We start from the raw sequence: 12,495 nt of genomic DNA on the forward strand, positions 1-12,495 counted from the left end.
GGTGGCGGATCAGTTCGACGTCATCGAGGCCGGCGAGAAGGGGCGTCGGCGGTGGATCGGCATCGTGGTGCTGGTCGCGGTACTCGCGGTGCCCGTCGTCGGCCTGCTGGCCAGCCGGGCGCCGGAGGCGGAGCCGCCCGCGCGGCCGACGGCCCATCCGGTTCCGACCTTGACGACGCTCAGGTCGGCGCCCAATGTGCTGCATGCCAAGGCGCGTGCCAAGGGGGCTGACGAGGTCATTCAGGTGGTTTTTCCGCATGGGTTGCGGGCTGATGTGCGGTATCCGGCCGAGCTGGGGCTCGACGACCTCGGGTCGCGGCCGTTCGTGGGGCTGTGGATCGCGGGCGGGGAGTTCTCGCAGTACCGGCAGCTGACGGCGCCCTACGGGGGTGACATCGAGGTGACGCGGGGGGAGAAGCCGCTGCGGTCGTTCACCGGCAACGTGACGCTCTGGCCGCGACCGCCGGGGGCGGGGCTGGTGGGGCAGGTGATGTTGTTCGCGTTCGGGCCGTGGCGGATGGCGATGTACGACCGGCCGACCGGGATGCGCTTCGAGCAGCGGATGGAGCTGGCCACGAGCCTCAAGGGCACGGTGACCAAGGACGGCTACCTGGTGCTGAAGTCGTCGGGGCGGATCCGGCTGGCCGCGCCGGGTGACGGGCGGCGTAGCGATCCGGTGGGGCCGCAGCTGCTGTTCGGCGGCGGGTCCAGCGACATGCTCGCCCTCGTGCCCACGCCGGGTTGCGCGCTGCCGGAGGTGCCCGGCGCGATGGGCGCGCGCGGGCGCCACACCGAGTCCGTCTGCATGGGCGACTTCATGGTGGCCGCCTCGGGCTCACGGGAGTTCGTGCGGACGGCGGTCAGCAAGATCCGGATCACCGTGAAGTAACCGGACGACGGTCCGTGAAAGCGCGCGAAGCCAACTTGCGAGAGTGCCGCGAAGACAAACTCCGAAACGGCGGTGGCGGGGGTCAGGGTGATCTCCGCGGCAGGAACACGGCTGTGGGTCAGTGGGTGGCGCTGGTCAGGTGGCGTTGCGGGCGGGTGCGGGCGGCGCGGCGGGCGTGGTAGGCGAGGGGCATGTACCGCAACCGCTCGGGCAGTCGCGGCGTCACCATCGCCACCAGCCGCCCGATCCGCCGCAGCCGCCGCTCGTCGCGGGCCGTCCACCTCAGGCCGAGCATCGCGCGTACGGCGGGCGGCAACGTCCCCACGGTCACGAAGGCGTTGAACCCCCCGGAGGCCACCCCCACCGGCATCCACAGCCGCCGCACCGCCGCGGGCAGCCGAGGCGGGGCGGGTGTGCCGCGCATGACGGCGAGCACGTCCAGCGCGGTGGCGTGCGCCTCCAGCCGGTTGGCGACCATGTCGTCGAAGTAGGCCCAGAAGGCCGGCATGTCCGGCGGCGTCTTCCGCTCGGGCACCCGCAGGATCCGGGCGAGCTGCCGTGATTCGGTCAGCATCCGTTCCTCGTCCGCCGCCGAGTAGGGGGTGCCGAACACCCGGTTCAACGTCAGGAAGCGCTCGAACAACGACCAGTGCACCCACGCCCATGCCTCGCCGTTGAGCGCGTGGTAGGCCCGGCCCCGCTCGTCCACGCCGCTGATCGGCTCGTGGAGCTCGCGGAGCCGCCGGCCTTCTGCGAGGCCGTCCGGCCCGCCGTACACCCAGGTCTGGACGGAGGTGAGCGTGCGGTCGAGGCGTCCCCACGGGTCTTGTTTGAAGGTGGAGTGCTCGGCGACGGCGGCGCCCACGGCGGGGTGCATGGTCTGCAGGATCAGCGCACTGCCGGCGACCAGCAGGTTGCGGTACTCACCCGCGGTGTCCCAGTGCATCGATCCCGGGCCGAAGGGCTCAACGTCCATGACGGCGCCTCCTGGGTGATACATCTTCTCTTTCTTTGTATCACCCAGAAGTCACCCCAGTAACCCATCACTTATCTACAGGGTGAAGACGATCTTCCCGAAGATCTCGCCCTCGTGCATCGCGGCGAAGCCGGCCGCCGCCTCGGCCAGCGGCAGCGTTCTGTCGATGACCGGGCGCACCCCGGTCTGCTCCAGGAAGACGGACAGGCGCCGGAGCTGGTCCCTGGTGCCCATCGTGGACCCGACCACGGACAGTTGCAGGAAGAAGACCCGGTTCAGGTCGGCGGGCGGGACCGCGCCGCTGGTCGCGCCGGAGACCACGATGCGGCCGCCCGGCCTGAGCGACTTCAGCGAGTGGTCCCAGGTGGCCTGGCCGACGGTTTCCATGACCGCGTCCACGCGCTCGGGCAGCCGCGCGCCGGGCTCGAAGACCCGGTCGGCGCCCAGTTCGAGGGCCCGCTCCCGCTTCCCGGCCGACCGGCTGGTGGCCCAGACCCGGTAGCCGCCGGCCCGGCCGAGCGCGATCAGCGCCGTGGCCACGCCGCCGCCGGCGCCCTGCACCAGCACGGTCGCGCCCGGCTGCAGCCCGGCCTTGTCGAACAACATCCGGTAGGCGGTCAGCCACGCCGTGGGCAGGCAGGCCGCCTGCTCGAAGCTGAGCGCCGCCGGCTTGGGCACCAGGTTCCGCTTCGGGACGGCCACGCGCTCCGCGAAGGTGCCGTCGTAGGTCTCCGACAGCAGCGAGCGCTTGGGGTCGAGCGTCTCGTCGGCGCCCGAGCCGATCACCGAGTGGACGATGACCTCGTTGCCGTCCTCGTCCAGGCCGGCGGCGTCGCAGCCGAGCACGATCGGCAGCCGGTCCTGGCGGATGCCGACGCCCTTCAGCGTCCACAGGTCGTGGTGGTTGAGCGCGGTGGCCTTGACCGTGACGGTCGTCCACCCGTCGGGCGCCTTGGGCTCGGCGTGCTCGCCGAGCCTCAGGCCGGCGAGCGGGTTGTCGGGATCGGTCTGTGCGGCGGTTGCGGCGAACATGGCCGCACCTTACTTCAGCCGGTCAGCCGAGCGAGTCGCGGATCTGCCGTGCGGCCGTGTCGAGGGCCTGGCGGACCTCCTCCAGGCGTTCGCGGGTGAGCTGGCTCTCCGACGCCTCCTCGCGCACCTGCCCCACGAAGTCGGCCAGCATCCCGCCGAGCTCGTTGTCCAGCTCGACCCGGTTGGGGGAGACCCCGCCGATCGTGGTCCAGATGTCGCCCCAGATGCGCCGCCACTCGTGCTTGAGCCGCTCGCTCTCGCCCTGCCACGAGCTCACGTTCTCGGTCCACTGGCGCTTCTGCTCCTCCTTGAGGCGCCGCATGTCGGCCTTCTGCCCGGTACGCACGTCCTTGGCCATCTTCGTCAGCTCCTCGCGGAGCGACTTGACGGTGTCGCGGACGTCCTCCTTGACCTCGCGGGCGATGTCGCGGACCGAGGCGGAGATCTCCTGCTCCAGGTCGGCCAGCTCGTCGAGGCGCTCGTCGAGCTCTTCGCGGCCCTTGTCGGTGATGGAGAAGACCTTCTTGCCGTCGACCACCTCGTGGGTGACCAGGCCCTCCTCCTCCAGACGGGCCAGCCGCGGGTAGATGGTGCCGGGGGAGGGCGAGTAGACGCCGAGGAAGCGGTCCTGGAGGAGGCGGATCACCTCGTACCCGTGACGAGGGCTCTCCTCCAGCAGCTTGAGCAGGTACAGCCGCAGGCGGCCGTGACCGAAGACGGGGCTCATTCCTTCTCTCCCTTGAGCAGCGCGACCTCGCCGGAGACCGTGGTCACCGTGAGCGAGGCCATGCCGCCGCCGAGCCGTCCCGACATCGACTGCGAGCCGGGCTTGCTTTGGTTGACGAGCCGGTCGAACGTGCTGACGACCCGGCCGGAGGTCGAGCGGACGGCGACGTCGGCCTCGACGTTCTCCGGCAGCCTGACCATGACGCCGCCCGAGACGCTGTTGAGCGTCACGTGACCGGTGGGCCGCAGCGCCAGGTCGGCGGTGATGCGGCCGGACACGGTGTTGGCTTTCAGCCGCCGTGGTATCCCGTTGGCGACGGTGAGGTCGCCGGAGATGCTCTTGAAGGCCAGGTCGCCGGCCATCGCGCGGCTCTCGACGTCGCCGGAGACGGTGGTGGCGCTCACGTCGCCGCTCACGCCGTCGAGCACGATCTCGCCGGAGACGCTCCTGACCTGCGTCTGCCGCTCGAACCCGGCGACCACGGCGGGCGCGGAGACGACTCCCGCGTTGACCCTGCAGGTCTTCGGCACGGTGAGCGTCAGCACCGAGCGCCGCTTGTCGCGCCGCAGCCAGCCGAGCAGGCCGTCCCAGGTGAGGTCCTTGTAGGTGACGCTGAGCTCCCCGGCCTCCTCGTCATAGGTGACGATCAGCGGTGAGGCCGACTCGACCTCGGACACCTCGAGCCCCGGCGGTCCGTCGCTGGCCAGCACGTTGAGCTTGCCCGCGACGATGCGCACGTCCAGCGCCGTCACCGGGCCGAACGTGAGCTGTTCGGGCCCGTCGATAGTCCACTGAGCCATGACCCCTCCGCTTTAGGTTCCTCCATACACGATATGTCGCGTCAAACCAAAACTCAAGATGTATCGCGTTTGCCCGTGAGGTCGCGCCTACTCGTCGTCGTCATCCAGCCGGGCCAGCCACGTGGCCAGCCGCTCGACGGGCGTCTCGAACTCCGGGTTGAGATCGACGAACTCCTTCAGCCGCTCCCCGAGCCAGAGGATGCTGACCTCCTCCTCGCCGCGGCGCTCGACGAGCTCCTCGATCCCCCGATCGGTGAAGTACATGGTGCTCCGTTCTAACAGAAAGCCCCCGCCGGAGCGGGGGCTTCCAGATGGAAACGACTAGCCGAAGAGCTCGTGCACGATCTCCTCGAGCTCCTTGTCGTGAGCGGCGTGGGAGCCGGTCGCGGGGGAGCTGTTGGGGGTGCGCGAGACCCGGCGGAGGGCACGGCCGCCGAGCAGCTGCGGGTCCTCCGCCAGCTTCAGCGTGAGGTACGGCCACGGCCCCATGTTGACCGGCTCGTCCTGGGCCCAGAACAGCTCGGCCTGCGCGCCGTACCGGGAAAGCTCGGCGGTGAGCTCCTCGGCCGGGAACGGGTAGAGACGCTCCAGACGGACGATCGCGACATCCTCGCGGCCCGCCGCCTCACGACCGGCGGCCAGGTCGTAGTAGAGCTTGCCGGAGGTCAGCACGACCTTGGTGACCTTCGACGGGTCGGCGGTGGTGTCGCCGATGACCGGCTGGAAGGTGCCCGAGGTGAAGTCGGCCGCCTTCGAGGTCGCCTTCTTGTGCCGCAGCAGCGACTTGGGCGTGAAGACCACCATCGGCTTGTGCCGCCCGGACTCCACCTGCCACCTGAGGAGGTGGAAGTAGTTGGCCGGGGTGGTGGGCTGGACGACCGTCATGTTGTCCAGGGCACAGACCTGTAGGAAGCGCTCGATCCGGGCGCTGGAGTGGTCGGGACCCTGACCCTCGTAGCCGTGCGGCAGCAGCAGGACGACGCCCGACTTCTGGCCCCACTTCTGTTCACCGGACGAGATGAACTCGTCGATGATCGTCTGTGCGCCGTTGACGAAGTCGCCGAACTGGGCCTCCCACGCCACGAGGGCGTCGGGGCGGACCACGCTGTAGCCGTACTCGAAGCCCAGTGCCGCGAACTCGCTGAGCAGCGAGTCGTAGACGTAGAACTTCGTGGTGCCGTGGTTGAAGGTCTTCAGCGGGGTGTGGTCCTCGCCGGTCATCCTGTCGACCAGCACCGCGTGGCGCTGGGTGAAGGTGCCGCGGCGGGTGTCCTGGCCGACGAAGCGGACCGGGTGCCCGTCGATGAGCAGGGAGCCGATCGCCAGCGCCTCACCCATCGACCAGTCGATCGCGTCCTGCTCGACCATCTGGCCGCGCCGCTGCAGCACCGGCGACAGGCGCGGGTGCACGGTGAAGCCCTCGGGCAGGTTGAGCTGGGTGTCGACGATGCGCTTGAGCGTCTCGTCGGTGATCGCCGTGGGCGTGTCCGTGTGCGACCACTTGATCACCTCGGTGGGCGGCACGCGCAGCTCGCCGGAGTCCTGGTGCGGCTGCTTGGCCGCCTCGCGGACCTCGGTGAACGCCTGCTCCAGCTTGGCCTGGTAGTCGCGCAGCGCCGACTCGGCCTCTTCGACCGTGATGTCGCCGCGGCCGATCAGGGCCTCGGTGTAGAGCTTGCGTGTGGAGCGCTTGGCGTCGATGAGGTCGTACATCAGCGGCTGGGTGAAGGCGGGGTTGTCGCCCTCGTTGTGGCCGCGGCGGCGGTAGCAGATCAGGTCGATGACCACGTCCTTGCGGAACGCCTGACGGTACTCGTAGGCCAGCTGGCCCACGCGGACCACGGCCTCCGGGTCGTCGCCGTTGACGTGGAAGATCGGGGCCTGGATCATCCTGGCCACGTCGGTGGCGTACACGCTGCTTCGGGAGGAAGCGGGCGAGGTCGTGAAGCCGACCTGGTTGTTGACCACGATGTGGATCGAGCCGCCGGTGCGGTAGCCGCGCAGCTGCGACAGGTTGAGCGTCTCGGCCACGACGCCCTGGCCGGCGAAGGCCGCGTCGCCGTGGATGAGCACGGGCAGGACCGTGAAGCCCTCCTCGCCACGCTCCAGGAGGTCCTGCTTGGCGCGGACGACGCCTTCGAGCACCGGGTCGACCGCCTCCAGGTGGGAGGGGTTGGCCACGACCGAGGCGGTGATGGTCTTGCCGCCGGGTGCGGTGAAGGTGCCGGAGGCGCCCAGGTGGTACTTCACGTCGCCGGAGCCGTGGGCGGTCCGCGGGTCGATGTTGCCCTCGAACTCGGTGAAGATCTGCCCGTAGGACTTGCCGACGATGTTGGCGAGCACGTTGAGCCGGCCGCGGTGGGCCATGCCGATGACGACCTCGTCGAGGTCCTCGTCGGCGGCATCGCTGATCACCGAGTCGAGCAGCGGGATCAGGGACTCGCCGCCCTCCAGCGAGAAGCGCTTCTGGCCGACGAACTTCGTCTGCAGGAACGTCTCGAACGCCTCGGCGGTGTTGAGCCGGCCGAGGATGTTGAGCTGCTCCTCGCGGTCGGGCGAGGCGTGCGCCATCTCGACCCGCGCCTGGATCCAGGACCGTTCCTCCGGGCTCTGGATGTGCATGTACTCGATGCCGACCGTGCGGCAGTACGAGTCGCGCAGCACGCCCAGGATCTCGCGCAGCTTCATCAGCGGGCGGCCGCCGAAACCGCCGGTCGCGAACTCGCGCTCCAGGTCCCACAGCGTCAGGCCGTGCGACTGGATGTCGAGGTCGGGGTGCTTGCGCTGCTTGTACTCCAGCGGGTCGGTCTCGGCCATGAGGTGGCCGCGTACCCGGTAGGCGTGGATCAGCTCGATCACCCGCGCCGACTTGGAGACGTCGTCGTCGTGGGAGGCGGAGATGTCCTGGACCCAGCGGACCGGCTCGTAGGGGATCCGCAGCGCCTCGAAGATCTCGTCGTAGAAGCCGTTCTCGCCCAGCAGCAACCGGTGGATCTGGCGCAGGAAGTCGCCCGACTGGGCGCCCTGGATGATCCGGTGGTCGTAGGTGCTGGTCAGCGTCATGACCTTGGAGACCGCCAGCCTCGACAGGGTGTCGGGGGCGGCGCCTTGGTACTCGGCCGGGTACTCCATGGCGCCCACGCCGATGATCGTGCCCTGGCCGGGCATGAGGCGCGGCACGGAGTGGACGGTGCCGATCGTGCCGGGGTTGGTCAGCGAGATCGAGGTGCCGGCGAAGTCGTCGACGCCCAGCTTGTTGCCGCGTGCCTTGCGGACGATGTCCTCGTAGGCCATCCAGAACTGGCGGAAGTCCATGTCGTCGGCCGCCTTGATGGACGGCACGAGGAGCTGGCGCTCACCGTTGCTCTTCTGGACGTCGATGGCCAGACCGAAGTTCACGTGCTCCGGCTTGACCAGCGTCGGCTTGCCTTCGACCTCGGTGTAGGAGAAGTTCATCTCCGGCATGGCCTTCAGCGCCTTGACGATCGCGAATCCGATCAGGTGCGTGAAGGAGACCTTGCCGCCGCGTCCCCGCTTGAGGTGATTGTTGATCACGATGCGGTTGTCGATGAGCAACTTGGCCGGGATGGCCCGGACGCTCGTCGCCGTCGGTACCGACAGCGACAGGTCCATGTTGGCCGCCGTACGGGCCGCGGCACCGCGCAACTTGACCTCTTCGGCGCCCTTGGGCACCGCCGTGGCAGGCTGCTTCGGCTTCTCGGCCGCGGGCGCCGGGGTGGCCGGCGCCTTGGCGGGAGCTGGTGCGGGGGCGGGCGCGGTTGTAGTGCCGTTCGCCGCCTCCCTGGCCGGGGTTCGGCCCGGTCCGTAGTCAGGGTTGTAGTCAGCGAAGAAGTTCCACCAGGCCTTGTCCACAGACTCGGGATCCTGGAGGTACTTCTGGTACAGCTCGTCGACAAGCCACTCGTTTTGCCCAAAGCTTGCCAGCGGGTTTGACCGCGACGACTCAGACGACACGGCGGAAATCGCCCTCTTCCGCAGATCGGCGTTGATGTTAGAGAACCGGTCCAAGGCTACTCGCACAGACCGGCAGAGCGCGCCGGAGAGACCACCGCGCCCCGCCTGATCCTCTCAGGAGAGTCCAAAGAGGTCACGCCCCCCTAGTCAATCCAGGTGGTGCAGCCAATATTACTGTTTGGTATCAACAGGCTGACAGGAGGTTTAGTTCCCGGCGGAGATGACTCTGCTGGTGATCCGCACGCCGGGGGAGAGCTCGGTCAGGAGTTCCGCCAGTTCCTCGCCGGCGACCTTGAGCTCCTCCAGCGTCATCGGCTCCAGGCGCTCCAGCAGGAACAGGCCGTTGACCGTCTCCTCGGTCAGCCGGGTGCGCGCCACCTGGCGCCAGTTCCACCGCCGGCAGGTGACGCCGAGGTCGTCGCGCCAGATCACCTCGCCGGGCTCGGGCGTGCCCAGCGCCTCCTCCGACGCCTCGTCGCCGCCGGCCCTGATCAGCCGGGCGGGTCCCGCGTACCGGTCGAGGTCCTCGCCGCCGATCGGCAGCGCGTGGGTGACGCTCACGGAGTTGTAGGCGTCGACGATCCGGTTGATCTCCGGCAGCGGCAGCCTGCGGGTCAGCGCGTCGACGCTCGGGCGCGTGCGCTGGGGCTTGGCGCCGAACGCGCGGTAGGCGTCCTTCCAGGCGTCGATCTTCTCGGTCTGAACGGCCCGCGCGGAAGCCTCGGCCAGCCAGCCGCGCGCCCGCTCGTCCGTGGGCCCGTTCTTCATCCCGTGGGCCGTCATGACCAGGACCGCGAAGTCGGGACGGAGCTCGAAGATCGCCTCGTCCACCCGGATGTGCTCAATCATGCCTGGCAGCTTAGGCGGCCAATTCGCAAAAATCACTTTGCAAAATTGTCTTTGCGGCTTACCGTCAAGGTATGGAAGAGGGATACCGGATCACCGATCCCGAAGTGCTCAAGGCGGTCGCGCACCCGCTGCGCGTGCGGATGCTCGGCATGCTGCGCGCGGACGGCCCCGCGACCGCCAGCCAGCTGGCCAGGCGGGTCGGCGAGAGCTCGGGCTCGACCAGCTACCACCTGCGCGAGCTGGCCAAGTACGGCTTCATCGAGGAGGACCCCTCGGCGGACGGCAGAGAACGCCGCTGGCGCGCCCGCCACCACTACACGAGCTGGGACAACGTCCAGATGGGCGCCACGCCCCAGGGCCGCGAGGCCCTGAGGATCATGAAGTTGCGCCAGGTGGAGGCGCTCGTCCACGCCATCGAGCGCTTCGACGAGAACGACTGGTCCACCGCGTGGGTCGAGGCCGGCGGCATGACCGACATCCTGGCCAAGCTGCCGCCCGCCGGCCTGCGCGAGTTCTTCGAGCGCGCCGACGCCCTGATCACCGAGCTGGAAGAGCGCTACGCCGACGACCCCGAGACCGTGCAGGCGCACGTGTTCCTCGCCGGATACCCCAGAAGGGAACTGGACGCGTGACTCCCTTAAGCGCGCGCCGCCGCTACGCCCTCGTCAGCTTCCTCACCTGGCTGCCGCCCGGACTGATGATGGCCCCGATGGTGCTGCTGATGACCGAGCGCGGGCTCAGCCTGCCGCAGGTCGGCCTGACCGTGACCGTCTTCTCGGTCGTGACGATCGCGCTGGAGCTGCCGACCGGCGGCCTGTCGGACGTGATCGGCCGGCGCACGGTCCTGGCCGCCTCGGCCGCCGTCAGCGTGCTCGCGATGGTGACGCTGGCCTTCGCCACCACCCTGGGGGTGTTCCTGGCCGCCGCCGTGCTCAAGGGCGTGGCCAGAGCGCTCTCCAGCGGCCCCGCTGAGGCCTGGTACGTCGACACCCTCCACGCCGCCCAGGGCCCCGCCGCCGACCTACGCCCGGGACTGGCCAGGGGCAGCGCGATGGGCTCCGTGGCCCTGTGCGCGGGCATGCTGACCGGCGGCGTCCTGCCGCTGGCCGTGCCGCCGGGCGCGCCCATCGTTCCGCTCGCCGCGCCGGCGCTGGCCAGCGCGCTGGCCGCCGCCGTACTCCTCGTCGTGGTCCTGCTCGCCCTGCCGGAACCGCCGCACGCGCGCCGCTCGATCGGCGGCGTGCTGCGCGAGGTGCCGCTCACCGTGGCCGCCGGGCTGCGGCTGGCCACCGGCGGCCCGCAGCTGCGCCGCCTCATGCTCTACGCGGTCGCCAACGGCGTCGCCCTCACCGTCGTCGAGCTGCTGACCCCGGGACGCCTGGCCGACCTCGCCGGTACGGCGGAGCGCGGCACCACCGCCTATGCCCTCGTGGCCGCCGTCGGCTTCGCGGGCAGCGCGGCGGGCTCGTCGCTCGGACCGACGCTGGCCAGGCTCGCCGGCGGCAACGCCAGGGGCGCGAGCGCCGGCGTCGTGCTCGCGGCGCTGTCACTCGGCGCGCTGGCCGCCACCGCCGGCCTGGACGGGCCACCGGGCCTGGTGAGCGCCGGCATCGCCTACGTGCTGATGTTCACCGGGATCAGCGCCACCGGCCTGCTGGCCCAGACCATGACACACAACGCGGTCACCGCTGCCGAACGCACCACCGTCACCTCGATCGGCTCCCTGTCGCTGCAGGCCGGCGGCGCGCTGTCCAACATGGCGCTCGGCCTGCTCGCCGCCGGCGCGGGAGTGGCCCCGGCCTGGGGCCTGGTGGCCTTCGTGCTGCTGCTGTCGAGCCTGCTGTTCGTCCGGCTGCCGGAGCGCGTGAGGGAGGCCGTGTGAACGCGACCTCCGCCGCCCGCCGGTACGCGCTGGTCAGCTTCCTGACCTGGCTGCCCGCCGGGCTGATGATCGCCCCGCTGGTCCTGCTCATGCTCGACCGGGGGCTGACGATCGTGCAGGTGGGCGTGGTCATGACCGTGTACTCGCTGGTCATCGCCGTGCTTGAGCTGCCGACCGGCGGGCTCGCCGACGTGGTGGGGCGGCGGGCGGTGCTCGCGGTCGCCGCGGCCTGCACGGCCCTGTCGCTGGGTTTGCTGGTGCTGGCCGACTCGTTCTGGGCGTTCGTGCTGGCCTGCGGGGTCCTCGGGGTGTCCAGGGCGCTGTCCAGCGGGCCGGCTGAGGCCTGGTACGTCGACACCCTGCACGCGATCGAGGGGCCCGAGGCGGATCTGCGTCCGGGGCTGGCGCGCGGTCACGTGCTGGAGGACGTCGCACTGGGCGTCGGCGTGCTGGCCGGCGGCTTCGTGCCGCTCCTGGACCTGCCGCTGGGCCTGCCCGCGCTGGCCGTCCCGCCGCTGGCCGGGGCCGTGGCGGCGCTGGTGTGGCTGGGTGTCGTGCTGGTGGCGCTGCCGGAGCCGCCCCATCCCCGGGTGCCGATGGGCGAGGTGTGGCGCGGCGTGCCGCGCACCGTGGCCTCGGGGGTGCGCGTGGCGGTCCGCGACGGGGTACTGCGGCGGCTCGTACTGCTGTCGGCGGTGGTGGGGATGGCACTGACCTGCGTCGAACTGCTGGTGCCCGGTCATCTGGCCGCGCTCACCGGCTCGGCCGAGCTCGGGGCCACCGCCTACGCGGTCGTGGCGGCGGTGGGGTTCGCGGGCGGCGCGCTCGGCAGCGGCCTGGCTCCGGCGCTCGCGAGAAGACTGGCCGGGCGGGAAGCCCTCGGTGTCAGGGGTTCGGTGCGCGGGGCGGTCGCCGGGCTGGTGCTGTCGGGGCTCTCGCTGGCGGGCCTGGCCCTGTCGGCCCTGCTCGGCGGCGCGTCCGGGGTGGGCTCCGTGGTGCTGGCGGGGCTGCCGTACGCGGTGCTCTTCGTCGGGCTGGGCGCCTATGGCGTTCTGCGGGCGGAGCTCGGCCATCACCGGGTCACCGCCGCGGAGCGGGCCACGATGGCCTCGGCGGCGTCGCTGGCCGGGTCAGGCGGCGCCGCGCTGGCCAACCTGACGCTGGCGCCGCTGGCCATGGGCCTGGGGACGTCGGCGGCCTGGTGGCTGGTGGCGGCGGTGGTGCTGCTGTCGAGCCTGCTGTTCTTCCGCCTGCCGATCAAGGAGCAGGCGGCTGCCTAATGCTTCTGTCAAGCTGCGGTGCGGATCTGGTGCCCGGGGTCGTAGGGCTTGCGGGTGCGCAAGATGGCGTGCAGGACGTTGATGC

11 protein-coding genes are annotated in these 12,495 nt (G+C 70.6%); 4 read left to right on the forward strand and 7 right to left on the reverse strand.

Going from position 1 to position 12,495, the window contains the following annotated elements:
- Position 1: 1 nt before the first annotated feature.
- Positions 2 to 889: a hypothetical protein gene (locus ACFWY5_RS48485; protein WP_379638951.1), complete on the forward strand. Its 888-nt coding sequence runs from the start codon at positions 2 to 4 to the stop codon at positions 887 to 889.
- 118 nt (positions 890 to 1,007) lie between these two features.
- Here ACFWY5_RS48485 and ACFWY5_RS48490 read toward each other — a convergent pair whose 3' ends face one another.
- The 7 genes from ACFWY5_RS48490 to ACFWY5_RS48520 all read right to left on the reverse strand — a co-directional run bounded on the left by ACFWY5_RS48490 (position 1,008) and on the right by ACFWY5_RS48520 (position 9,248).
- On the reverse strand, positions 1,008 to 1,865 hold the full coding sequence (locus tag ACFWY5_RS48490; RefSeq protein ID WP_379638952.1) for an oxygenase MpaB family protein: 858 nt from the start codon (positions 1,863 to 1,865) through the stop codon (positions 1,008 to 1,010).
- A 75-nt stretch (positions 1,866 to 1,940) separates the two neighbouring features.
- The gene (locus ACFWY5_RS48495) at positions 1,941 to 2,897 is read right to left on the reverse strand and encodes a zinc-binding dehydrogenase (protein ID WP_379638953.1); all 957 of its coding nucleotides are present in this window, start codon (positions 2,895 to 2,897) and stop codon (positions 1,941 to 1,943) included.
- A gap of 22 nt (positions 2,898 to 2,919) precedes the next feature.
- Positions 2,920 to 3,624 carry a PadR family transcriptional regulator gene (locus ACFWY5_RS48500; protein WP_379612188.1) on the reverse strand — a complete coding sequence of 235 codons (705 nt, stop codon included), beginning with the start codon at positions 3,622 to 3,624 and terminating at the stop codon, positions 2,920 to 2,922.
- Complete coding sequence (locus ACFWY5_RS48505) at positions 3,621 to 4,424, reverse strand: DUF4097 domain-containing protein (protein WP_379612187.1); 804 nt, start codon at positions 4,422 to 4,424, stop codon at positions 3,621 to 3,623. Before ACFWY5_RS48505 ends, ACFWY5_RS48500 begins: the two co-directional genes overlap by 4 nt.
- An 87-nt stretch (positions 4,425 to 4,511) precedes the next feature.
- On the reverse strand, positions 4,512 to 4,688 hold the full coding sequence (locus ACFWY5_RS48510) for a DUF6104 family protein (RefSeq protein ID WP_184972535.1): 177 nt from the start codon (positions 4,686 to 4,688) through the stop codon (positions 4,512 to 4,514).
- Positions 4,689 to 4,745: 57 nt separating this feature from the next.
- Positions 4,746 to 8,399: a multifunctional oxoglutarate decarboxylase/oxoglutarate dehydrogenase thiamine pyrophosphate-binding subunit/dihydrolipoyllysine-residue succinyltransferase subunit gene (locus ACFWY5_RS48515; protein ID WP_379638955.1), complete on the reverse strand. Its 3,654-nt coding sequence runs from the start codon at positions 8,397 to 8,399 to the stop codon at positions 4,746 to 4,748.
- 204 nt (positions 8,400 to 8,603) lie between these two features.
- Positions 8,604 to 9,248, reverse strand: a complete 645-nt coding sequence (locus ACFWY5_RS48520; protein WP_379612185.1) for a B3/4 domain-containing protein — start codon at positions 9,246 to 9,248, stop codon at positions 8,604 to 8,606.
- Positions 9,249 to 9,319: 71 nt separating this feature from the next.
- Between ACFWY5_RS48520 and ACFWY5_RS48525 the strand changes: the two genes are divergently transcribed.
- Genes ACFWY5_RS48525 through ACFWY5_RS48535 form a run of 3 tightly spaced genes read left to right on the forward strand, consistent with a single transcriptional unit; the run spans position 9,320 to position 12,410 of the window.
- Positions 9,320 to 9,880, forward strand: coding sequence for an ArsR/SmtB family transcription factor (locus ACFWY5_RS48525; protein WP_379638956.1), 561 nt, complete (start codon positions 9,320 to 9,322; stop codon positions 9,878 to 9,880).
- A complete protein-coding gene (locus ACFWY5_RS48530; RefSeq protein WP_379638957.1) occupies positions 9,877 to 11,130 on the forward strand; it encodes an MFS transporter in 1,254 nt (417 codons plus the stop codon). Before ACFWY5_RS48525 ends, ACFWY5_RS48530 begins: the two co-directional genes overlap by 4 nt.
- Entirely contained in the window at positions 11,127 to 12,410 is a 1,284-nt protein-coding gene (locus tag ACFWY5_RS48535) for an MFS transporter (RefSeq protein WP_379638958.1), read from the forward strand. The genes ACFWY5_RS48530 and ACFWY5_RS48535 overlap by 4 nt, the downstream gene beginning before the upstream one ends.
- Positions 12,411 to 12,495 lie beyond the last annotated feature (85 nt).

Source organism: Nonomuraea sp. NPDC059007, assembly GCF_042740555.1.
In the GTDB taxonomy this organism is placed as follows: Bacteria; Actinomycetota; Actinomycetes; order Streptosporangiales; family Streptosporangiaceae; genus Nonomuraea.